At 52.4% G+C, this 23,908-nt stretch carries 15 protein-coding genes, 1 tRNA gene and 3 pseudogenes; 11 read left to right on the top strand and 8 right to left on the bottom strand.

The genetic code is table 11. The features are described 5' to 3' along the window. Positions 1–1,017: 1,017 nt before the first annotated feature. Complete coding sequence (locus tag DB847_RS15560) at positions 1,018–1,797, bottom strand: phosphatase PAP2 family protein (protein WP_108651520.1); 780 nt, start codon at positions 1,795–1,797, stop codon at positions 1,018–1,020. Between the two features lie 144 nt (positions 1,798–1,941). Between DB847_RS15560 and DB847_RS15555 the strand changes: the two genes are divergently transcribed. The 8 genes and pseudogenes from DB847_RS15555 to DB847_RS24460 all read left to right on the top strand — a co-directional run. Next, on the top strand, positions 1,942–3,066 hold the full coding sequence (locus tag DB847_RS15555) for a 4-phosphoerythronate dehydrogenase (protein WP_108651519.1): 1,125 nt from the start codon (positions 1,942–1,944) through the stop codon (positions 3,064–3,066). A gap of 18 nt (positions 3,067–3,084) precedes the next feature. Next, a complete protein-coding gene (locus DB847_RS15550) occupies positions 3,085–4,104 on the top strand; it encodes an aspartate-semialdehyde dehydrogenase (protein ID WP_108651518.1) in 1,020 nt (339 codons plus the stop codon). A gap of 345 nt (positions 4,105–4,449) precedes the next feature. After that, a complete protein-coding gene (locus DB847_RS15545) occupies positions 4,450–8,082 on the top strand; it encodes a FimV/HubP family polar landmark protein (protein ID WP_108651517.1) in 3,633 nt (1,210 codons plus the stop codon). 103 nt (positions 8,083–8,185) lie between these two features. Beyond that, positions 8,186–8,971, top strand: coding sequence for a tRNA pseudouridine(38-40) synthase TruA (truA, locus tag DB847_RS15540; protein ID WP_108651516.1), 786 nt, complete (start codon positions 8,186–8,188; stop codon positions 8,969–8,971). A 133-nt stretch (positions 8,972–9,104) separates the two neighbouring features. Next, entirely contained in the window at positions 9,105–10,004 is a 900-nt protein-coding gene (gene accD / locus DB847_RS15535; RefSeq protein WP_108651515.1) for an acetyl-CoA carboxylase, carboxyltransferase subunit beta, read from the top strand. After that, positions 10,004–11,250 (top strand): annotated as a pseudogene (folC, locus tag DB847_RS15530) (bifunctional tetrahydrofolate synthase/dihydrofolate synthase). Before accD ends, folC begins: the two are co-directional and overlap by 1 nt. 12 nt (positions 11,251–11,262) lie before the next feature. Next, entirely contained in the window at positions 11,263–11,799 is a 537-nt protein-coding gene (locus DB847_RS15525) for an SPOR domain-containing protein (protein ID WP_108651514.1), read from the top strand. Positions 11,800–12,685: 886 nt separating this feature from the next. Next, a pseudogene (locus DB847_RS24460) lies at positions 12,686–12,850 on the top strand (IS982 family transposase); the annotation flags it as partial. Positions 12,851–12,899: 49 nt separating this feature from the next. Here DB847_RS24460 and istB read toward each other — a convergent pair. Together istB and istA are read right to left on the bottom strand one after the other, a co-directional pair. Next, a complete protein-coding gene (gene istB / locus DB847_RS15515) occupies positions 12,900–13,655 on the bottom strand; it encodes an IS21-like element helper ATPase IstB (protein WP_108649424.1) in 756 nt (251 codons plus the stop codon). A 9-nt stretch (positions 13,656–13,664) separates the two neighbouring features. Then, a complete protein-coding gene (istA, locus tag DB847_RS15510) occupies positions 13,665–15,212 on the bottom strand; it encodes an IS21 family transposase (protein WP_108649425.1) in 1,548 nt (515 codons plus the stop codon). A 231-nt stretch (positions 15,213–15,443) separates the two neighbouring features. On the opposite strand from istA, the pseudogene DB847_RS15505 reads away from it, so the two are divergent. After that, a pseudogene (locus DB847_RS15505) lies at positions 15,444–16,202 on the top strand (IS982 family transposase); the annotation flags it as partial. A gap of 101 nt (positions 16,203–16,303) precedes the next feature. Here the strand turns inward: DB847_RS15505 and DB847_RS15500 are convergent. The 5 genes from DB847_RS15500 to DB847_RS15480 all read right to left on the bottom strand — a co-directional run bounded on the left by DB847_RS15500 (position 16,304) and on the right by DB847_RS15480 (position 22,705). Then, the gene (locus tag DB847_RS15500) at positions 16,304–16,633 is read right to left on the bottom strand and encodes a TusE/DsrC/DsvC family sulfur relay protein (RefSeq protein WP_108651512.1); all 330 of its coding nucleotides are present in this window, start codon (positions 16,631–16,633) and stop codon (positions 16,304–16,306) included. Positions 16,634–16,664: 31 nt separating this feature from the next. After that, positions 16,665–18,824 carry a YccS family putative transporter gene (yccS, locus tag DB847_RS15495; protein ID WP_234418413.1) on the bottom strand — a complete coding sequence of 720 codons (2,160 nt, stop codon included), beginning with the start codon at positions 18,822–18,824 and terminating at the stop codon, positions 16,665–16,667. Positions 18,825–19,098: 274 nt separating this feature from the next. Beyond that, positions 19,099–19,899: a hypothetical protein gene (locus DB847_RS15490; RefSeq protein WP_108651510.1), complete on the bottom strand. Its 801-nt coding sequence runs from the start codon at positions 19,897–19,899 to the stop codon at positions 19,099–19,101. A gap of 55 nt (positions 19,900–19,954) precedes the next feature. Continuing rightward, positions 19,955–21,604, bottom strand: coding sequence for an acetolactate synthase AlsS (gene alsS, locus DB847_RS15485; protein WP_108651509.1), 1,650 nt, complete (start codon positions 21,602–21,604; stop codon positions 19,955–19,957). A gap of 441 nt (positions 21,605–22,045) precedes the next feature. After that, the gene (locus DB847_RS15480; protein WP_108651508.1) at positions 22,046–22,705 is read right to left on the bottom strand and encodes a Bax inhibitor-1/YccA family protein; all 660 of its coding nucleotides are present in this window, start codon (positions 22,703–22,705) and stop codon (positions 22,046–22,048) included. Positions 22,706–23,032: 327 nt separating this feature from the next. On the opposite strand from DB847_RS15480, the gene DB847_RS15475 reads away from it, so the two are divergent. Both DB847_RS15475 and DB847_RS15470 read left to right on the top strand, forming a co-directional pair. Beyond that, a tRNA-Ser gene (locus DB847_RS15475) sits at positions 23,033–23,123 on the top strand. A 73-nt stretch (positions 23,124–23,196) separates the two neighbouring features. Next, complete coding sequence (locus DB847_RS15470; RefSeq protein ID WP_199911589.1) at positions 23,197–23,874, top strand: TIGR01621 family pseudouridine synthase; 678 nt, start codon at positions 23,197–23,199, stop codon at positions 23,872–23,874. Positions 23,875–23,908 lie beyond the last annotated feature (34 nt).

Genomic DNA, 23,908 nt, shown 5'->3' with positions numbered 1-23,908 from the left:
TTGTTAGCGGCGTGCAATCCCCTGGTGCCCCCTCGATTAACCCTCTGCTCTTCTGATAATTGAAGTACCATGTAGACAGACCGAATATCATCCATGATATTCCTTTCCAGTTCGACATCCTGCCTCTCGTTACACCTCTCAGGGAGAGGTTACACCCATGGTCTGGCTACGCTTTCGCAACTTCTGTTGCTCAACTCCAATCCTCTACGGTTCGCCTCGGCGCTCGCTCACGAGGGGCATAACTTCCTCTCTTCGGTTCAGCTACAGAGTCAATCATGGCCTTTTATGTTTTAGAGGCAGGACGCCGAGTTGCGAAGCTCTACGGAGGGACTCGTAGCGCGGAGCGAGATTTTGCCTACTTTTGACGATACAAAAGTAGGGCGCTGTCGGGCGCCTCCCGACACCTGTGCCGCAGGCACAAATAGCTGACAGCAGATCAAACTGAACCTGTTTTTTCCTGCGGATGGCTGATTTGCAGCTATGCTGCAGATGCCGGTGCTGACCGGCAGCAGGCAAGGCCGTTCTCAGGCGGCTATCATCCTGAAAGCCCTCCCCAGTTCGGCATCCTGCCTCTCGCTACGTTGCTATGCAACTACGCCCTGTCTTCCACGGCATTAATATATCCCTATATGGCAAAGATGCCCGCACTTCTGATACACAGGGAGGTGTGAATGCCGCGATAAACATGGATGTTGTTAGCGACGAGCATCTCCCGGGGCGCCCCGGATCTCGCTCACGAGGGGCATAACTTCCTTTCTTCGATTCAGCTACTGAGGTAATTTGGGCTTTTTATGTGTTAGAGGCAGGACGCCGAGCTGCGAAGCTCTACGGAGGGACTCGTAGTGCTGAGCGAGATTTTGCCTACTTTTGGCGATACAAAAGTAGGGCGCTGTCGGGCGCCTCCCGACAATGTGTCACAGCCACAAACAACTCGTCCGAAGGACAAAAAGTAGAAGCCTGGTTTGGAGAAGAAAGAGTTAGGGTGAGGGAGGAGGTGGCTCCCTCCTCCGCAGATTCTTAGTCAAACAACCCTTTACGGCTCGAGAAGATCCGCCGCCCGGGGCGGTTACTGGAGCGGCTTCGTTGGTAGAGCAGAAAGATATTCGCCATCGCCAGACCAAACACTGAGCCAAAAATGCTACTGGCAAGGACATCTCCTGGCCAGTGCAGACCCAATAACAGTCGGGAATAACAGACCCCGACGCCCCATAGCACCAGTAAGCCGACCAGCCAGCCGGGGCGGCGCATCGAAAACCAGATCGGCATAAAGAACATTACCAGGGTGATTGCTGCAATCGAGTGGCCTGAGGGGAAGGAGTAGTTCACCTCTTTGGTCAGGTGTTGCTGCAGCCAGGCCGGGGTGTCGGGAAGCTTCAGTGATTTGATCAGCTGGCCTCTATCTGCCTCTTTGAGCTGATAGAAACTGTCGGTTGAGGGGATTTTCCCTTCGGCCGCTAACTGCTCAAGGTAGGGGCGACTTTCCTGAGTCACATGTTTTACCACCGTCTTGGTTCCCCAGGCGACGGCCAGAGCAACCAGCAGGCAGCCAACCAGGATCACCAGGCGATTAAGGCAGAAAGGGCGTGAGCCTGCGCTGATCAATAACAGCACAATCAAAGTGACAATCAAGCCTTTGCTGCTGACCGACAGCGTCAGCCCATATAGGATGGAAGCAAAGGATGAATGAAGATCCAGCATGGGGTACCAGCGTACTCCCAGATGCTCGGAGATAAAGCTGATACTGATCACTATAAGCAGGATCACCAGGGTGATGAGCTGTTTTTTAATGTAAAACATCTGTCCTTGGTATTGGCTAAACAATCATGTGGCAAGGATGCCATAGTTGGGACGGATTAGCCATTTTCAGGATAAGCCTTTGTTTTGATAGTATGAGCTCTGGATCCGTGTTTATCGCCTTGTCCCGGGCTGTTGAGGAGTCGTATGCATTTTGTGATTGATGAAAATATTCCCTATGCCGAGCAGTTCTTCGCTCATATGGGGTCAATTGAGCGGGTGAACGGGCGTGAGTTAGCTGCGCGGCAGCTGAAAAACGCCGATATCCTGCTGGTTCGCTCGGTGACTCAGGTCAATCAGGAGTTGCTGGCCGAAGCTGAGCACCTTAGGTTTGTCGGGACTGCAACCATAGGCACCGATCATGTGGACCAGGATTATCTCAAACAACGGGGGATCCGCTTTTCAAGTGCCCCCGGATGTAACCGGATCTCGGTGGCTGAATATGTGCTGAGCGCACTGCTTGTGGTAGCCGAGCGTCAGCAGCTTGATTTGAGAGATTTGAGCCTTGGGATAGTGGGCGTGGGCAATATTGGTCGTGAGTTGTCCTCCAAGGCCACAGCGCTGGGGATGAAGCTACTGTTATGCGATCCTCCTCGTGCCAGAGCCGGTGATACGGGGCCATTTATCTCCCATCAACAACTTCTCTGGGATGCGGATATTATCAGCTATCACGTGCCGCTCACTCCTGCTGAAACCCAAGATGGGACTTTCCATCTGTTGGGAGCAAGTGAGCTCAACTCGCTTACCGGCAAAAAGATTTTGGTGAACTCCTCGCGTGGTGAGGTATGGGATAACCGGGCCTTACTGGCGCGTCAGATGGGTGGGGAGCCCCTCAACCTGGTGATGGATGTCTGGGAGAGTGAGCCGGATATCCTGCAGGATCTAATTCCACATACTCAGTTGGCAACACCACACATTGCCGGATATAGTCTGGAAGGAAAAGCACGGGGTACGGAGATCCTGTATCGGGCGGTGTGCGATTGCCTGGGCATGCCCACTGAGCTGAGTTTGCAGCCGTTATTGCCTGAGCCTGAGATCTCTACGGTCCGCGTTCGGGGAGTACTAGGTCCGGAGCAGCAGCAAAAGTTGATGCAGCTGGTTTACGATGTGCGACAAGATGACGCCAGGTTTCGAGCTCAGGTTGCAAACCCCGGGGGGTTTGACCGGCTACGTAAAACATATCCGGTGCGTCGGGAGTTATCCTCATTACGGCTTGAGGGTGTCGAGAATGACAGACGGGCTCAATTACAAGAATTGGGTTTTTATTTATAACGAAAAAGGAGTGGGTAGGTGCAACAAAGTTACAGAGTCGCGGTATTGGGGGCCAGTGGTGCAGTGGGGCGGATGCTGATTGAGCTTCTGGAGGAGCGGGAATTCCCGGTGGCAGAGCTTTTCCCCCTGGCTTCCTCCAGAAGTGCAGGAACCAATATCACTTTCCAGGGGGAGGAGCTGGAAGTATTAGATGTTGAGGGCTTTGACTGGTCCAATGTTGAGCTATGTTTTTTCAGCGCCGGGGGTGAGGCCTCTCGTCGCTGGGTACCAGAGGCTGTGGATGCAGGAGCGGTTGTCATCGATAACACCTCAGAGTTTCGCTATGAAGAGGATATTCCCCTGGTGGTTCCTGAGGTGAATCCTGATGCCATTGCCGGGTACCGTCAACGGGGCGTGATTGCCAATCCGAACTGTTCAACCATCCAGATGTTGGTAGCTCTCAAGCCAATCTTTGATCAGGCTGGGATCGAGAGGATCAATGTTGCAACCTATCAGTCGGTCTCCGGTGCCGGACAATCCGGGGTTGATGAGCTTGCATCTCAGACCGCGGCTCTGTTGAACGCAAGACCGGTAAAAAGTGAGACCTTTGCGCAACAGATCGCCTTTAATGCCCTGCCGCACATCGATCGCTTCCTGGATAACGGCTATACCAAGGAGGAGATGAAAATGGTGTGGGAAACTCACAAGATCTTCGGCGATCCCTCGATCGGCGTCAATCCAACCTGCGTCAGGATCCCGGTATTTCATGGGCACGCCGAGGCGATCCACCTGGAGACCCGGATCCCCTTTGATGCGGAGCAAGCCAAGTCGGTCCTGCGGGATGCCCCGGGAGTGACTCTGTGTGAAGATGCACAAGAGTATCCGACCCAGGTGACCCATGCGGCCGGTGAGGATAGTGTTTTTGTGGGACGGATCCGCGATGATATCTCTCATCCCAATGGCCTGAGCCTGTGGGTGGTAGCGGATAATATCCGAAAAGGAGCGGCCACCAACGCCATTCAGATTGCCGAGGAGCTGGTGAAGCATTACTGGCACTAGAGTCGTCTCCCAACCATGGAGTCAATACTGTAACAAATCACGGGCTTTGCATGTGGGCTCCCAATGCCGATTATCATTTCAGAGGAACCTGGCCTGTTCGGGCAGTACCGCACTGAAGTGGTGACCCGGTTCAGAACAGCTCTAAGTGGCACATTATTGGCATTAAAACAAGAGGCGCTTTGCGCCTCTTGCTATTTTTTGGGCGGAGAAATGTAAATCAAATCAGTTTTTTCCTAAACTTTAGCAAGATAGCAGCGTTTTTTGCTGTGGGCTGAGCCAACCCATATTGGAAGTCGGTAAGTTGGCACGGGATCAGGACTCTGACAGCTCAATGAAGGAAGGGTTATGGGATCTACACACAAATGGCTGGTACTTGTCTGTTTACTGATGGTCTTCTTACAGGGGACTGCCAGTGCAGCATCGGATGATCAGTACCAAAGTGATCAGTTCTATGTTGAGCTGGTTGGTCCTTCCGGCGAGGCTTTGCCGCTGGCTGAACAGAACAAGGCTCAGGCCTCTCTTCCCGAAAGCTACGGGCCGATTCTAAAAACGGACACCCTCTGGTCACTAGCGACCCGTTTTCGTCCTGACACATCTGTAACCATTTATCAGGTGATGCAGGGGATCTTCGATAAAAATCCTCAGGCCTTTGAGCAGGGCCACATCAACCACCTGATACTGGGCAGTACACTGAAATTACCATCTAGGGCTGAGATCAGCAGGCTTGATAGCAAAGCGGCGCGGAGCTGGTTCCTGCAGGAGCGCCAGGCTAAATTTGAATATGCTCCCATAAAGCAGCCAAAAGCTAAGCCTGCACCTGTATCTGAAAAACCAAAGCCTGATCCTAAGCCCGAACCTAAACCTGAACCTGTGCAAGCCACTAAGGTAAAGCCTGCACCAAAGGTGGTGACAGCCTCTGAGGCTGAAGCCACCAAGGTGGACCCTGAAGCAGCCCCCGCAGTTGTGGAGCCTCCCAAGCCTGCGGTCGATTCCAAATTGGTGAAGGAGCTCAAGGGGCAGGTTGAAGAATCTAACCAGCAGCTCGAGATGATGGCGGAGGGGCACCATCGCCTCAAGCTGCGAATCCAGAAACTCAATGCTGAAATCGATCGCCTCAAGGGTCAACTTGGAGAGCAGGATGAGCTGAAGAAACAGCTGCAATTGATAGAAGCCCAGTTGGTGCAGCAGCAACAGCAGCTCCTTGAACAGCAACAGCAGCAACAGGAAAAGGGCTGGTTCGATGATTTTGCTGGCTCCTGGTTGAACCTGGTGTTACTGATTGTCTTCCCTGTACTGATCGTGCTGCTGATTGTGAGCTTCTGGCTCAGAATGCGTGCCAAGCGAGAGCTTGAGAATCAGGAAAAGGATATGGCCGAATCCACAACCATGTTGATGGATGAGGATAATGATGAACTCTCCAGCTTGCTTGCTGATGATGGGGAAGTTCCGGATCTTACTGCTGACGATGATCTCTCTTTGACACAGGACGATGAGCTACCTGAAGAACCTGCTGAGCCAGCGGAAGAGGTCTTTGCCGATGAGGAAGAGGCCGAGGAGGTCTTTGCTGATACAGATGAGTCGGAGCAGCTTGAATCCCCGGATCTTGTTCCATCTGATGCCCCTGAGGGCGAGAGTAAGGCTGTCCCGGATGGTTTTAGCGAAGAGGACTTTGAGCTTGAGCAAACGGATGTCTCTTTCGATGGAGAAACCGAAGACCCGGCCGCCTCGGTGGATGAACAGGAGGAGCTTGAGGTTAGTTGGGATGAAGAGGAGTCTGCAGATGTCGAGAGTTCCGAGGAGTCTGAGCTGGATTTAAGCGATCTCGAAGCTGAGTTAGAATCACCATCTGAGGATGAAGTGCCACCGGCCGGGGATCTTGATCTGAGTGAGCTTGAAGAGCCTGACGTGGAGGATGACTCGCCGGAAAAGCCTGAAGAGTCGGCTGCGGTCGACTTAAGTGATCTGGAAGAGCCGGATCTGGAGGTCGATCTCACCTCCGAAGTTGAGGAATTATCAGAGCCCGATCTGGATTTGAGTGAATTTGAGCTTCCGGACGAAGCTGACGAAGCGATTGAGGAGCCCGAAGCACCGGCAGAGCCCGATCTGGATCTGAGTGAATTTGAGCTTCCGGAAGAAGCAGACCAAGTGATTGAGGAGCCTGAAGCACCGGCAGAGCCCGAGACAGACCTGAGTGAGTTTGAGCTTCCGGAGGAAGCAGATGAAGCGATTGAGGAGCCTGAAGCACCGGCAGAGCCCGAGACGGACCTGAGTGAGTTTGAGCTTCCGGACGAAGCTGACGAAGCGATTGAGGAGCCCGAAGCACCGGCAGAGCCCGATCTGGATCTGAGTGAATTTGAGCTTCCGGAAGAAGCGGACCAAGTGATTGAGGAGCCTGAAGCACCGGCAGAGCCCGAGACAGACCTGAGTGAGTTTGAGCTTCCGGAGGAAGCAGATGAAGCGATTGAGGAGCCTGAAGCACCGGCAGAGCCCGAGACGGACCTGAGTGAGTTTGAGCTTCCGGACGAAGCTGACGAAGCGATTGAGGAGCCCGAAGCACCGGCAGAGCCCGATCTGGATCTGAGTGAATTTGAGCTTCCGGAAGAAGCGGACCGAGTGATTGAGGAGCCTGAAGCACCGGCAGAGCCCGAGACAGACCTGAGTGAGTTTGAGCTTCCGGAGGAAGCAGATGAAGCGATTGAGGAGCCTGAAGCACCGGCAGAGCCCGAGACGGACCTGAGTGAGTTTGAGCTTCCGGAGGAAGCGGACCAAGTGATTGAGGAGCTCGAAGCGCCGGCTGAGCCCGAGACAGACCTGAGTGAGTTTGAGCTTCCGGAGGAAGCGGACGAAGCGATTGAGGAGCTCGAAGCGCCGGCAGAGCCCGAGACGGACCTGAGTGAGTTTGAGTTGCCGGAAGAGGTTCCCGAAGAGGAGGTTGAGGCTGCCCCCGAAGAGATAGCCGAGCCACAAGTGGACTTGGACGAGCTTGAGCTTCCGGAGGAGGTCTCCGAAGAGGAAGTTGAGGCTACCCCCGAAGAGATAGCCGAGCCACAAGTGGACTTGGACGAGCTTGAGCTTCCGGAGGAGGTCTCCGAAGAGGAAGTTGAGGCTACCCCCGAAGAGATAGCAGAGCCACAAGTGGACCTGAGTGAATTTGAGTTGCCGGAGGAGGTTTCCGAAGAGGAAGTTGAGGCCATTCCCGAAGAGATAGCCGAGCCACAAGCGGAGCTGCCTGAAGAGCTTGACGAAGAGCCTCGGGAGCTTGACGACTCAGAGTTAAGTCAGTTTGAGGGGATGGATGTCGCCTCGGCCGAGCAGGCACTGGTGGAGTCTGAGGATCCGAGTGCAAAAGCACTGTCCGATTTTGGCGCAGCATTTGATGAGTCGGTTGCTGTTGAGGAGTTAACTCAGTCAGTACCGGGGCGTGATCAGGCAGAGAGTCAGAAATTTGATGAGCTTGATGAGCTCCTTGCCGGCTCTGGCTCCGAACCTGAAATCGAGCCTGAGCTAGAGCCTGAGCCGGAACCCGAGCCAGAACCTGAGCCGGAACCTGAGCCGGAACCTGGGCCGGAGCCCGAGCCGGAGCCCGAGCCGGAGCCCGAGCCGGAACCTGAGCCGGAACCCGAGCCTGAGACTGAGCCGGAACCTGAGCCGGAACCTGAGCCGGAACCTGAGCCGGAACCTGAGCCGGAACCTGAGCCGGAACCCGAGCCGGAACCCGAGCCGGAATCTGAGCCGGAACTCGAACCCGAAGCTCAACCCGCTGTAGTCGAAGAGGAGGTGCCAGCGCCAGCTGCCCAAGGTGCATCGACTGATGAAGATGATGAGGAGGGAGGCTCAGATGCGAAACTGGATTTAGCCAGAGCTTATCTCGAGATTGATGATAAGGAGAGCGCAAAAGAGCTGCTTCAGGAGGTCCTTGATAAAGGGGATAACGCACAGAAGGCGACGGCACTAAAACTATTAAAGAATATTAATTAAGCTATTGCTTAAGGAAATTAAGCGGCGTGTTATCACGCCGCTTTTTTGTTGGGGAGGCTTTGCGTATAATCACCAGCTTTGGTTTTGATTTACGGGTTGGTTGATGCGAATAGCTCTTGGGATTGAGTACGATGGGACTCACTATTATGGCTGGCAACGTCAGCGAGAGGTGGCTTCTGTCCAGCAAGAGTTGGAGCAGGTGTTAACAAAAATAGCCTGCCATCGGGTTGATGTTCAATGTGCCGGGAGAACTGATGCCGGCGTTCATGCCACGGGCCAGGTGATTCATTTTGATACCGAGTCGGTTCGAAAAGATGCAGCCTGGACGCTGGGGGTCAACTCCAACCTGCCTAAAGATATTGCTGTGCGTTGGTGCAAGGTGGTGGATGAAGAGTTCCACGCCCGGTTTTCTGCAACAGCCCGCCGCTACCGTTATGTGATCTATAACCACAGGTTCCGTCCCGGAGTATTGAACTCAGGAGTGAGTCACTATCATCTGCCTTTGGATGCTGATTTGATGCATAAGGCAGGCCAGTATCTGTTGGGTGAAAATGATTTTAGTTCGTTTCGTGCGGTTCAGTGTCAATCCCGGACACCGTTTCGCAACGTGATGGAACTATCGGTGACGCGCCATGGTCCCTATATTGTATTGGATATTAAGGCGAATGCCTTCCTGCATCATATGGTTCGCAATATTACCGGGACCCTGCTGCAGGTCGGGATGGGTGAGCAGTCTCCACAATGGGTCAGGGATGTACTGGAGGCGAAAGATCGAGAAGCTGCTGGTGTGACGGCAAAGCCGGGAGGCTTGTATCTGGTTGAGGTCGATTATCCTCGACAGTTTTCATTGCCTGAGGTGCCTTGTGGTCCTTTATGGATGGCACCTTAGGTTAGGGCAGTGTTACGAAAATATAGTACACTCGCGTTCAATTATGGTTTAATTCTTTCCCGTGCTGTTCCGTTTCAGGTGTTCAGCTTCAGGTGCGAAGACCATTGATATCAGATAAAAGTGAAGGATTGTAATGAGTTGGCTTGAAAAACTTCTCCCGAAAAGCAAAGTGGTTGGAGATCGTAAGCGCAGCATTCCTGAGGGAGTGTGGACTAAGTGTTCCTCCTGTGATCAGGTGCTGTATCGCGCGGATCTGGAGCGTAACCTCGAAGTTTGTCCAAAATGCGATCATCACATGCGTATTAGTGCTCGTGCTCGTCTCGAAAAGTTCCTGGATCTGGATAATCGCAGTGAGCTGGCAGCCGAACTTGAGCCTCAGGATATCCTGAAATTCCGTGACTCCAAGAAGTATAAAGATCGTCTCTCCAGCGCCCAGAAGTCAACGGGTGAGAAAGATTCACTGATTGTGATGAAAGGGACACTCAAGGGGCTTCCTGTTGTTGCTTGTGCCTTTGATTTTGCCTTTATGGGTGGCTCCATGGGAACCGTGGTTGGCTCCCGCTTTGTTAAGGCCGTTGAGGCTGCAATCGCAGATCGCCGTGCCCTGATCTGCTTCTCTACCAGTGGTGGAGCCCGGATGCAGGAGGCCTTGTTCTCCCTGATGCAGATGGCAAAAACCAGTGCGGCACTGGCGAAGCTCAGTGAAGAGGGGCTGCCTTATATCTCGGTGATGACCGACCCAACCATGGGTGGGGTTTCAGCGAGTCTGGCGATGCTTGGGGATATCAATGTTGGTGAGCCCAAGGCGCTGATCGGTTTTGCCGGACCTCGGGTTATCGAGCAGACGGTTCGCGAGACACTTCCTGAAGGTTTCCAACGCAGTGAGTTTCTGCTGGAGCATGGAGCGATCGACATGATTGTTGATCGTCGTCAGATGCGCGATCGTCTGGCGGGTGTCCTGGCTAAGTTGATGAACCGCCATCTGATTGAGGATGTGATGCCGCGTGAGCTGACGGCAACGGTGTCTGATTGATGGAACAAACAGCCTGCGAAGTTCGTTCGCTGGATGATTGGCTGGGGTATCTTGAACGGATCCACCCAGCCGCGATTGAGCTGGGGTTAGACCGTGTTGGCACTGTAGCAGACAGGCTGGGTCTACGTCAGCAAACAGGCCATGTGATCACAGTGGGTGGAACCAATGGGAAGGGCTCAACCTGTGCCTTGCTCAGGGAGATCCTTGAGCAAGCCGGATATAGCGTAGGCACCTATAGTTCCCCTCATTTGGTTCGCTACAATGAACGGGTCACTCTCAACGGCAGCCCCGTCGATGACAGTGATTTCTGCCAGGCCTTTGGCGCCATCGAGCGTGCCAGAGGTGAGGTGAGCCTGAGCTACTTTGAGTTCGGCACTCTGGCAGCCCTGTGGTTGTTTAAGAAGTTCTCCCCGGATGTCATCTTATTGGAAGTTGGCCTGGGCGGGCGCTTAGATGCGACTAACATTGTTGATTCTAAGGTCGCGGCAATCACCTCGATTGCGCTGGATCACTGTGATTGGCTGGGTGACTCTCTTGAATCAATCGGCTTTGAGAAAGCCGGTATCTTTCGAAAGGGAGCGCCTGCGATCAGTGGCGAGCCGAACCCGCCTGAGAGTATCGCTCAAACGGCCAAAAGCTGTGAAGCCCTGCTTCTGCAGCGCGGGGCAGAGTTTGACTGTGAGTGTTTTGAGCGCAGCTGGAGCTACCGGGGGCCGGACTGGCAACTTTCGGACTTACCCTATCCGAATATCCCTTTGATAATGCAGTGACCGCCCTTGCTGTGTTAGAGCAGCTGGAGCTGGCAATAAGCCCTGAGCAGATCATGACGGGACTGAAATCGGTGCAGCTGAGCGGGCGTTTTCAGCAGATTAACTGTGCTCCCCGGGTAATTGTTGATGTGGCGCATAATCCTCATGCCGCAGCCTTGCTTGCAAAACGAATTGCCGAGCTCCCTGTTGAGGGGGCATGTCATGCCGTAGTTGGAATGCTGCATGATAAGGATATTGGTGGGACACTTAAAGAGATGATACCTCAGGTGGATCATTGGCATCTGGCATCACTGAGTGGCCCGCGAGCTGCAAGCTGTGATGAGCTGGCATCTTATCTTGGTCAGCAAGCCCATTATTGCCACGCAAGTGTTGAGAAGGCGTATCAATCTGCCTTAGTGCAGGCAAAGGATGAAGATCTGGTGATCGTTTTTGGTTCCTTTTTTACGGTAGCCGAGCTGTTGGCTAGGCGAAAATAGGGAGAGTACAGGATGTCGACACCGTTTCAAAACCGATTGGTTGGAGCGATTGTGGTGGTTGCTCTGGCTGTGATCATCCTGCCGGATCTGTTGAGTGGCCATCGCTCAGAGATCAAAGAGCAGTTTGTCACCATTCCAACAGCCCCGAAAACCCGTGAACTGTCCCTTAAAACTCCGGAGATTTCACAGCCGCAGAGCTCAGATAAACCGCAGGATACAGCCGCAGTGCAACCGGGTACGCCGCATGATACGCATAGTCCAGCAGCTAAAGCCCCGCAAGACAACCCCGCCTCTCAGTTTAAGGGAGACGCCTGGGTGATCCAGCTCGGGGTGTTCGGCAACCTGGATAATGCCAAAGCCCTGGTCGATAAGCTCAGAAAGCAGGGGTATCAGGCTCATGTCGCCAGGATTCAGGGGGAGAAAGAGTTAAGCCGGGTCTTTGTCGGTCCCGATCTTTCTAAAGATAAGCTGCAGCAGCAACTGGCGGGCCTTGATAAGCTGACGGGCCTTAAAGGACAACTGCTTCCCTTCCATCCTAAATCATCATAATTCCTGTGAGCCATCCTCCGTTGGAGGTGGCTCCGGCTTAGGTTTGAATTTTAAGCCTCAGCTTTCAGCTGTTCATGTATTTGCCGCTTTGCGGCAATCGTCGGTATCGCCCGACTGGCGAGTCACTTTTCTGCCGAGAAAAGTAACCAAAAGCTCTCTGCGCGTGATGAGTCCCTCCATCACGCTCCGAGGCTCGGCATCCCTGCCTCGAACAAGACTTGATGAATGAGGGAACTAAAAGGCACTTGGAACGCAACCGAGTTAATCGAAATATCCATCTTCAAAAATAATAATACTTTCTGGCGGTGAGTTGGGATTGTCATCGGAATTAGGGGCATACACTTCAACCCCTAATTTCAAGGAGGTTAAGCTGTCCGCTTCGACTTCCAGGTTCTTATCAACAGTAGACAATAATTTTTTACCACGGCAAAAGGTATGCTGAGTAGATCAACTCCCTGATACATTACAGCTGAGGGAGAAGAAACTTCTATCGCTTCGATAAGTCCTGGGCTTTTATAGTAAATAAAAACCCCAATCATCTCATAGTAATCGCAGGGCTCATGCGCCTGTGGACTTCTTTTGAAAGAGGTTGGAGCATCTTCCATACATGATCGAGCTTCATCGCGGGATATCCCTATAAGAAGTGGACCAGCCCCTTTGTTATTGTGTATATCATAATTCATCATCCATCCGAACTTATAGGCTTTATATTTACGTGTTTTCTGGCTCGATGCTTTGCTTAGCTCCTGATTTAGATTCTACAAAATCTAGATCAATTGTTAGCTTCTTACTTTATTAACCTGAGCTGCGCATAAGAGGGGAACTAAAAGCCCAAGCTGCGATCTGATCGTTTGTCCAGAACCATCAATCGCCAAGGAGCTTGGGCATGATCAATTTAGAAGCTATTTTCGTTGATGTCGATGATTTCTGTCAGGTCTTTCTACCCGCTTGGCAAAAACAGCAGATCTCCTTAGGTGTGAAGCAGCGGAACAGACCCTCTCGCCTGGTTGTCAGTGAAGTTGCGTATTATCGCGATGGCGATCACCGAATAATATGATGTCGATCACCTCAACATCCCGTCTCACAGACTGGGTTATTTTTTACCCTGAGTGATCGGCATCCGTCAACTCTGCGGTGATTTTTCTCATCGATTCTCCGCATAATTCTACACGGATCGCTCCATGAACCAGACGATCCAGGATCGCATCCGCATGGGTTGATTCACCGATCATTGTGTGCCAGTGCTCCAGCGGAAGCTGGCTGCCGATCAGTGTGGCTCCGTGACCATGGCGAGCATCGATTAACTCCAGTAGATCGCTACGCTGAAGCGCATTCAGCGACTCCAGTCCCCAGTCATCGAGGATCAGAAGCGGCGTGTTTCTCAACTGAACCATCAGCTTTCGATAGCTGCCATCAGCCTGAGCCAGCTGCAGTTGCTCCAGCAGCTCTTTAAACCGGAAGTAGCGAACCCCGAGTCCCTGCAGACAGAAGTGATGGCCCAGGGCGCAGGCCAGATAGGTTTTCCCGCACCCGGTCGCCCCGGTCAGGATCAGAGTCTGCCCCAGGCTAAGCCAGTATCCCTCTGCCAGTGAGCGGATCTGGGCTCTATGCAAGCCGCGATCACTTCGATAATCCAGTTGCTCCAGATTTGCCTGCAGCCGGAATCGGGCCTGCTTGATAAGGCGCTCGATCCGCCGCTGAGACCGATCCGTCAGCTCCTGCTCCAGCAGCAGGCTGAGTCGCTCTTCGAACCCGAGTTCCTGGTAGTGCCCGGGTTGCTGATGTTGCCTTTCCAGGGCATCCCGGATACCACTTAGTTTCAGCTCCCGAAGTTGCTGTTTGAGTTGTTCTGTCATCTTTGATCCTTAGTGATAGTAGCCTGAGCCACGGATATTGAGGTGAGTGAGCTCCGCCAGACGATCCGGCTGAGTTTCGGGCAGTGGCTGGCCATCCAGCCCCTTTTCCAGGATGGAGCGGATCCCTTTCTGATAGTAAACGCCCGTTCGGTCTGCTCGCTGGCAGGCCGCTTCTAAGCGGGGGCGTCCATATCGCTTTTCCAGGTTGAGGATCCCAAGGCTGGCCCGATATCCAAGCTCCGGGTGGGACTTTCGGTAGAGCAGCTGTTTGATCACCGCAAGCGTGGAGGGGCCTATCTCCTGAGCCCAGTTCAGAAAGCGTCCCGGGGTCCATTGCATCTGCTTTTGGTGTGCGACCGGCATATGATCGGGGTGGGTGGTTTGCCCTCCCTGCTGATAGCTGCGTGGATGTGTCGCGACACAGCGACCACCATGATAGATCCGTACCAGGTTGTCGCAGATATGCGCTTCAAGCTTGCGTTTGAGCAGGGTATAGGGAACCGAGTAGTAGTGCTTGTCGAGCTCGATGTGATAGTCGATATGAACCCGAACCGCCTTCACCCGGGTGAACTGATAGGGGTTTTGAGGCAGCGATTTGAGCACCGGTTTGTCTAGCAATTCAAACTGTGATTTACGGCTTCCCGGCAGCTTCTTGAACGGGCGATTGTTCAACTCGGTGAGCAGAGCCCCGATCCGCTGGTTTAGCTGAGCCAGACTGAAGAAGGTCTCATGGCGCAGTTTTGCCAGGATCCAGCGCTCAACGATCTGCACGCCCACCTCAGCCTTGGCTTTATCTTTGGGCTTGTAAGGACGGGCAGGAAGCACTGCAACACCATAGTGTGCAGCCAGCTGCTGATAGGTAGGATTGAGATCTGGCTCGTAGCGACACGCTCTACTGACTCCGCTTTTGAGATTATCCGGAACGATCATCTCTGGTACTCCCCCCAGAAATTCGAAGGCCCGTTTATGGCTCATCACCCAGTCTTCCAGCCCCTGACTCAAGGTTGCATCGGCGTAGGTGTAGCTGGATGCACCCATCACAGCGACAAAGATCTGAGCCCGACGCTCCTCCCCAGTCCTCGGATCCACGATGGGCACGGTTGGACCGCAGTAATCAACAAACAGTTTTTCACCGGCTTTATGGCTCTGACGCATTGAGGGAGACTGGCATTTACGCCACTCACGATAACGCATGCAGTAATGGTTATAGCTGTAGTGGTTCTTGGGATGTCGCTCAGCATACTCCTCCCACAGGAGTTGTAGCGTCATCCCTTTGCGTCTGAGCTCCTGATGGGCCACGGCCCAATCCGGCAGAGGAGGTGTCTGACGAACCGTGATCCGGGTCTCAAGGAACTCACGGCGCAGCCGCTCTTCATCCCACTCAGCAGGCAGAGGCCATTGGCATAGCCCCATCTGTTGGGCCCTTTTGCAGTAATTGGACACAGTCGACGGAGACACAGACAGGCTGCTTGCGATCTGGCGGTGACTCAGGCCGCCTTGGTACTTGAGTCTGAGGATCTCTTTGAGTTTTCGCATGGTGATATGCACCGTTGGCATGGCTGGCTCTCCGCTCGAGGTCAAACAGAGAGCATAGCCGGTTAAAAAAACACCTGCGAAACGGGAGTTGAAATGAATAACATTTCGGTCGGGACTGCATAATATTCATGCCGATCACCCAATAATATAAAACTCAAAAGTGATCGCCATCGATATTATTGAGCGATCGCGATCGATATTATTCAGTGATCGCTATCGATCTTATTGGGTGATCGCGATGGACCAAAAAACGCAGAAGTGATGACCATCGTCATCGCATTTCATCGCTTGGGCTTCCGAGACTTTAAATCCTATTATCTTCAGTTTGTCTGTAAGTACTGGAAAAGTGAGTTCCCCGGCCTGGTGAGTTACAGTCGGATGTTGAAATTGATGCAAGCGACCCTGATCCCTTTGTGCTCCTATCTCACCCACAGACAAGCAAAACCTACTGGGATTGCATTCGTCGACTCAACAAAACTTCAGGTTTGCCATAACCTTCGCATCCCTCGGCATCAAGTATTTGAAGGTGCAGCCAAGCGTGGCAAAGGAACCATGGGGTGGTTTTATGGATTTAAATTGCACCTTATTATCAATGATCAAGGTGGTGTTATCTCGGTCAAATTAACCCCAGCCAATGTTGATGACAGAACTCCTCTTCCTGAAATGTGCGAGCAGCTCTGGGGTTCACTCTATGGAGATAAAGGCTATATTTCAGGACCACTTGCAGAAGAGCTGGCAGACCAAGGGGTCACATTAATTACCAGCATCAGGAAGAATATGAAACCAAAGTTGATGCGGCTATGGGATAAGCTGATGCTTCGCAAACGCTTCATCATTGAAACCGTCTTTGATCAGCTGAAGAACATCTCTCAGATAGAACACTCACGGCATCGTAGCTGCGTCAGCTTTATGGTGAATCTCCTTGCTGGCCTCATTGCATATACCTTCCAGGAAAAGAAGCCGAGCATCCGAATGTCTCGGCTTGAAAAGGAAGCGCTTATGCAGATCTGAGGTTTATTACAGCTAAAGTTGGCGTGCAGTAGAAATCTAAAAGATCCGAGGGAGATAGCGATCTGGCCGAGTCTCCCAAGGCATTTACACTCAAGGTTGAGCTAAATACAGCGTACCGGCTTGGGGAGGCCGGCAATTTTAGTGGCCTGCTTGGCAGGTCCCTTTGGGAATAGCCGGTAAAGGTAACGGCTATTGCCTTTTTCTTCGCCGTACTCCTTACCCATAGCTTTGACCAGGGCGCGGATCGCCGGAGAGGAGTTGTACTCCAGATAGAAGCGGCGCACAAAGTGAATAACCTCCCAGTGATCTGAGGTTAGGCTGATCCCCTCCTGGGAAGCGATCTTCTCGGCAAGGGCCTCGCTCCACAACAGATGATCCAGCAGATAGCCCTGGGGATCGGTTGGGATCTCTTTTCCATCTATGTCTAACATGTGATAACTCTTGATTAGCCAAAGGGCGATCCTAGCGGCTTACCTCCATGGAGGCAAATTCAAGGTGTTCTGCCCCCAGGGTTTGGGCCAGCGCCAGGATCTTACGGGATTGATTTTCGATGAGCTGCAGCTGATAGCCGAATATATCCTGCTCGGTTTGAGACTGCTCAGCGATGATAGACTGGGTTTGGATCTGCTCTTGCTCGCCTGGATTGAGTGCCTGTACCGATGCCGCGGCTTGCTTGAGCATTATCTCGATACGATCTGCCTGGGCGCGTAGTAGCCCGGGGAGTGCTCGTGATTCAGGGTGAATGTGCACGGCCAGTGCGGCAATGTAGGAGAGCAGGGCATGGTTACTGACACTCAATCGGTAGCATAACTGAACCTCTTTCGGACAGGAGCCCGGTTCAATCAACATCTGTTGCCAGGCTTTGGCGACCTCGTTATCCGCCAGGTGGGCACGGTGGCTGCAGCTGTGCAGCCAGGCATTGCCATCGCGCATCACGGCGTGCAGATAACAGGCATTGGCGGTGAGGGAGTGACTGAGCAGCTTGGGGAGTTGACGCATTTGCCAGTCGGGCCATAGCAGGGTCACAACGGCAAAAGAGAGTAGCGAGCCGATGATGGTATCTGCGAGGCGCGGCAGCATGATCTGATAGCCTTCATTGCCCAGGATATTGAAGGCAAACACCACAAACAGGGTAATAAAGATCACCGCAATGCTGTAGTGGTTACGCAGTTGGGTGAAAAACAAAAAGGCACACAGGGCCATTATCACCAGCTGCAGCTGGATCGTCGGGGCGAAATAGAGCAGGGGAAGCCCGAGGATCAGACCGGTAACAGTACCACTCATGCGCTGCAGAAGCCGGGCTCGGGTAGCGCTATAACTGGGCTGGCAAACAAACAGGCAGGTCAGAAGGATCCAGTAGCCTTTCTCCAGATGGAACAGCTCAAGGATCCCGTATCCCGCCACCAGGCATAGTCCCATTCGAATGGCATGGCGAAACTGCAGAGAGTCGATGCTGAAATAGCGGCGGAGCAGCTTAAGAAGCGGCAGGGATGAGTCATGTGAGCGGATATCCCCCAGCTTGATCTCGAGTGGAGAGGTCTGCTCGCTTAGGGATTGGAATTGTTGCAGCCGCTGATTGATCTGCTCTAAGTTTCTCCAGAGTAACCGCAGGGGTTGATGCAGCTCACTAGGGTAGTCACCTTTTTGGTGGGCTAACTGGAGTTGATCGTCAAGTGCCGAAATTGCCCAGTTAAGGCCGGCAGAGTGTTGATAGGCCTGATGGGTCAGTATGGCGCGCCCCAGCTGATAGCAGGCTTCTCCCAGCTGGGTTAGGACTTCTTTAAAGCCAGCGATCAGGGCGGTTTTACTGGCCACTTCGTTGAGCCTGGCATAGGGATAATGGCTGGCAATTGCCCGCTCGTGGATCTCCAGCAACTTATTGTATTGCTCAATCAGAGCCAGAAACTCGGGATCGCGGCTTCGGCGCCGGCTTTTCAGGGTATCGAATAGCTCATGGCGGGCATGAACCAAAGGCACGTGCAGCTGGGCCAGGTTGTGGCGGATCTCCCGAACCTCCTGGGGCTCAATTGGGAAAAAACGGGATTTCTCACGCAGATAGTGGCTCAGGGTAAAGCAGAGCTGTGCCAGCTGTTCATGAACTGTCTTGTGAGGGAAAAACCACAACCAGAGTAGTGAGATCAATCCATACCAGAGCGCACCACTGGTCAGAAACAGCGGTTGAAACCATAGGTTAGGGGTTGTATGCATCCCAAGCATGGTATAGATGGCAACCAGCAGGGCGGCCAGAGAGATAGAGGCATAGCGTTTGCCCAGGGCACTCACCATCACAAAAATAAAGGTTGAGCTGAAAATGCCGAGCCCAAACAACCAGGGGTAGGGTTTAAGCAGCTCCACTGAAAAAGTGGCGAGCAGGAAGCAGCCAATGGTCATCGCCAGGTTTTTCAATCTCCCGCGAATGCTGCTATCGGTTTCGGCAATCGCGCCCGCAACAACTCCCAGGGAGAGAACAACAGATTCATTAAAGTGGCCGAATAGCAGGCCAGGGATCAGCACCCCAGCCAGTGCGATGAGTGATTTGAAAGCGAAAAATAACTGACTGTCCGTGACGGTACGACGAATGAGATGCTGCAGGGACAAGGGCGTCAACAACCGAGTAGCCAAATAATCGCCCATTATAGAGTAAATTGGTGATGAGAAAACCTATCTTAAAGAGATTCAGTCAGAACCTAAGCATTTTTCAAGTCGTTACCCTGCCCGTATAGGGCCTTGTCATTGTGGAACCATGTCACTTGATCTCCCTTGGCTAATCGCGGGGGATCCTGGGTGTGCTCGCTCAGCAGGCTGAAGGCTTCATTGGATAAGGTTACTGGCGGTCTCCAAATATCTGTCATCATCTTCAATGGAAGGCAAGTCTGATCCGCTCGGTATTTCCAGCTCAGAGCGAAGTAACAGATCCTATCCGGAAAATGTCTCCCTGAATGGCTTCAATGATCGAGCCTTCGTTAAAAATATGCAGTGTTTTATCCACGTTATCGGGGTGAATATCCTCATAGCGCTCTTGATAGCGATCAAGAGTCACTCCGTGGGTATGGGAGCTCAAAGAGTTGGTCTCATCAAATGGGTTGTGGTAGAGCACCACTTTCAGCTGGTTATTTACCTCGGACAGAGACGGGTTGTTATAATCTGTCACGGCTCCAATGATAAAGCAGCTCACATTGTGAAATGTCATCTTGGGCTCTGAGTAGTAAATATCCCGGTTCTCAAAAATATTTTCATTATAGACCGGGGCCTTAGCGATGTAGGCGGCGCAGAGCTCTTTAAACTGGACCGTCGCGGCAAACAGCAGTGGCTGATTGAACTCCCGGTATAGCTTTTCAATATAGTCAGCATAAGGCAGAGCCAGATCATAGCCGATGAATTTACTGCATGGCGTCTCGCCCTGAGGGAGCAGAAAACAGCCGGAGGATTGAAACTCCTGTCCCGAGATAGTGGATAGATACTCCTGACTATGCTTATCGGTTGAAGCCGTATAGCACCAGCCGTTGACGAGAACCGACTCACCCATGCTATCGATGCCGCAAGGGGTTGCGACTTCAAATCCGAATTGATAGTCCGATGCCTTGAAGGTTTGGTTGATAAGCCTGGGCTGGATAATACCGGCAATCACATCTTCGACACTGCCGATGACCTTAAATGCGCTGCTGGCGCTGTTTTTATGGCTGAATACAAGGTTCATAATGGGCTCCCTTGATCTTTGTCCCCCATTTGGCGGGGGACTTAGAGGAAATAATCTATTGAATACACTCAGGATCGATGGCTGAGATAAACAGATCTTCGTTATCGCTATAGTCGATATTGACATCAATAATCACAGGCTTATCTCCCACCTCTTTTTCAAGAAGCGGGGTCAGCTCTTCGGGTGAAGAAACCTGATAACCTTCGGCTCCAAAACTCTTAGCAAACATCGGGATATCTACTCTTCCAAGCTCAACAGCTGCTTCCCGGTTGTACTTGAGCAGCTGCTGCTCTTTGACCATATTGTATGTACCGTCGGTCCAGACAATATGCTTGATATTGATGTTCTCCCGAACCGCAGTTTCAAGCTCCATCGCCGAAAACAGGAAGCCACCGTCACCCGAGATTGAGATCACCTTTTTGTATGGAAAAGCTAACTTACCAGCCATCGCCCAGGGGAGTCCGACGCCCAGGGTTTGTTGGCCATTGCTGAACAGCAGCTGCCGGGGATTGTGAGTAAAGACATAGCGGGCCAGCCACATATAGACGGTGCCTATATCGCAGCAGACAATAGTCTCATCATCGATGATCCTGGATAGCTCATAGCAAAAGCGCAGGGGATGAACCGTCCCTGGCTTGCCGAGCTTTGAGCTGCCCGCAGAGATGGTGCTATTGAGCTGAGCTCTGAGCTCGGGATGATCGTTATGGTGGTTGATTTCACATACGGCGGTCAGCAGACGGATATTTTCATCGATATCCCCCAGTAGCTCGAATTTGGGTTGATATGCTTCCCGGATATTCGCAGGCTTATAATCGATATGGATAATTGAGCTGTTGGTATTAAGATTCCAGATCTCGGGATCATACTCAACCGGATTGAATCCGATGGAGACCACCACATCCGCGCCCTCAAGTAACATATCACCGGGCTGGTTTTTAAACAGGCCGACCCGACCATAGAAATATTGAAGCAACTCTTTGGGGATAACTCCTGCGCCCTGGTAGGTGGCAACCACCGGAACCCTGTGTTTTTTTACAAATTCGCAGATGGCTTTGGCATTAGCATCCCGTGATGCTTCCTGCCCCAGTAGCAGAACCGGGTTTTTTGACTCAGCAAGAACCCGGAATACACTGGCGATATCCGACTCCTTGGCCCGGCCACAGGAGAGGGTCGGACGGCGAATGCATGGGTATTCCCGGTTGAGAACTGCTGTAGAAATATTCTGGGGGACGCTGATGAAGCATGCGCCTGAGTAGGCTGACTCCGCGACTCTGAAGGCATTGGAGATCACCTCAGGAATATTTTCGACCGAGGTGATTTCCGATGACATTTTGGTCACAGGTGTCATCAGGCCGATGTTGTCGGTGTTCTGATGAGACTCCTTGTGCATCATATCCAGGGAAACATTGCCGCCAATCGCTACAATCGGATCCCCTTCGGTGGTGGCTGTTAGAAGCCCGGTACATAGATTCGCAACGCCAGGTCCGGATGTGACCAGAACGACCCCGGGTTTACCGGTCAGGCGTCCGTATGCAGCAGCCATAAATGCGGCATTTTGCTCGTGGCGACAGAGAATAACCTTGATCCTGGAGTCAAGCAGCGCATCAAAAATTGCGTCTACCTTTGCTCCGGGGATCCCGAAGACATACTCAACATTTTCAAACTCTAAGCATTCGACGATAAGTTTGGCTGCACCTTTTTGCATAGATCCTCCGCTGATAATACAGAAAGCCGTCTTAGTGATGATTTTAATTTTGCAATGATGTCATTTTGACGCATCTGAAGGGGGGTTGTATAGTGGTAAATTGGTAATACCAATTGTGATTTTCAGCAGTTTGCTGGGCAAAAGTAGAGGAGCTACCGGCTCAATGCTGAAAAATAATTTAAAATTTTTTTTTCAGCACAAGTGGTAAGTCCAATAGACCATTATTTATTGACTGGAGGGATCTGTGGCTCTCCTTGAGGGGGAGAGGGCAGTAGTGCATCGCCTGTCGGGGTATCAGGGCTGCCGGGAGATCATCAGAGAGTAAGGGGATAGTCACATCGGTATAAATGTGAAGTGAACCGGAGTAGCCCGGGATTTTGGTGGCTTGAGGGAGGCAGGGGAAAATCAAGCAGGGGGCATAGTGGCCCCCTGCTTGAGAGATTAGTTGCGGCTGGAGCCGGAGATAATGCTCAGCAGGCTCAGGAAGATATTGTACAAAGAGACATACAGGGTCAGGGTTGCAGAGATATAGCTGCGCTCACCGCCATGGATAATCTCACTGGTCTTGTACAGGATGATCCCTGAAGAGAACAGGATAAACAGGGCACTCAGCATCATCTGGAACGCTGGCAGGTGGATGAAGAAACTGGCGATCATGGCGACAACCAGGATCCAGAAACCCGTCACTAGCATGCCGCCCATGAACGACATATCTTTCCCTGTCATCAGCACATAGGCTGAAAGTGCCAGGAAGGTCATGGCAGTGCCTCCAAGGGCCAGCATCACCATCTCGGTGCCGCCGTTCTGGAAGTACATGTTCAAAATCGGGCCGAGTACATACCCCATGAAGCCGGTAAAGGCAAAGATGCACAGCAGTCCTGCACTACGATTTTGATTGCGCACCGTCAGAAACATCAGGCCATACATACCGACCAGGGTGATCAGCAGCCCCGGGGACGGCAGGTTCAGCATGATGGTGACAGCTGACACCGCGGCCGAGAACAGTAAGGTGATCGACAGCAGCAGGTAGGTGTTGCGTAGCACCTGGTTGGTGCTTAAAGCACTACTCATGGGTGCGGTGCGGATCGGTTGTTGATGCATTCGCCTCTCCTAAAGGTGTGGTTATCCGTTGTTGTAACCGAGACAGCAATATATCACTTTAAAGTGGGGATGTTGGAGCACTTTTTCAAGGTGCGTCCCTGTATCTGCTCGTACTTATCAATCAGCTATGGGAGTTTCTCTTATATGATGACAAATTATCTTAAGATTAGCCTGAATAGAGGCTGATCGGTGAGGATATTTGATTAAACTCACTACGGTTTGTCGGGGTTTTATCCAATCGATGCCTGAGATTAAAAAAAAGATTTACATGCTCAGGTGAGCTCTATAGACTTCACCGCGCTCTCAACGAGACACCGTTTTATCTGTGGAGGGGTGGCTGAGCGGTTGAAAGCACCGGTCTTGAAAACCGGCGTGGGTTAATAGCCCACCGTGGGTTCAAATCCCACCCCCTCCGCCATCTCCTTTCTTCGTGTCTCGCAATTTTGTATTCTGAATCATCACCTCTTGAGATGAAAACCATGACAGCGTCCATGCCACTGCCCATTGTTGCCCTTGAGCCTGAGTTTGTTCTCATCAATAAGCCTCCGGGGATCGGTTTTCATGATGAATCCGGGGAGCCGGGCGTGGTGACCCTGATGCGCCAACAGCTGGGGGAGCCCCTGCTGCCTGTCCATCGACTCGACAAGGTCACCTCTGGCTTGTTACTGCTTGCCCGAAACCCCGAGAGCTGTCGTCAGCTCTGCGAACTGTTTGCTGAGCATCAGATGGCCAAATTTTATCTGGCATTATCCGATCGTAAGCCGAAGAAAAAGCAGGGGACGGTCGCAGGAGATATGGTGAAAGCAAGGCGCGGAAGTTGGAAGCTGTTGCACAGTCGTAACCAGGCTGCGGTCACCCGCTTTATCAGTCACTCAATCGATGAGGGGATGCGGGCATTTCTACTGCGGCCCCAGACCGGCAAGACCCATCAGATCCGGGTTGCCCTCAAGAGCCTAGGGTCACCGATTTTGGGAGATTCTCTCTACTCCGGTTCTTCGGGGGATCGCTGCTATCTTCATGCCTGGGCCCTGGCTTTTACTCTCAATGGCCGGGATTATTGTTATCAGGTGAATCCTCCTGCGGGAGAGCTGTTTTCATCGACCCACCTTGCGACTCTGCCTGCCAACTGGCTGACCCCCTGGCAGTTAAAATGGCCGGGTAGCAAGTAGCCGAGTGTTCATTTTGTGAGCCGGAAGATTGGTG

The organism is Dongshaea marina (assembly GCF_003072645.1).
GTDB lineage: Bacteria > Pseudomonadota > Gammaproteobacteria > Enterobacterales > Aeromonadaceae > Dongshaea > Dongshaea marina.
This window is presented reverse-complemented; position numbering and strand designations above follow the sequence as displayed.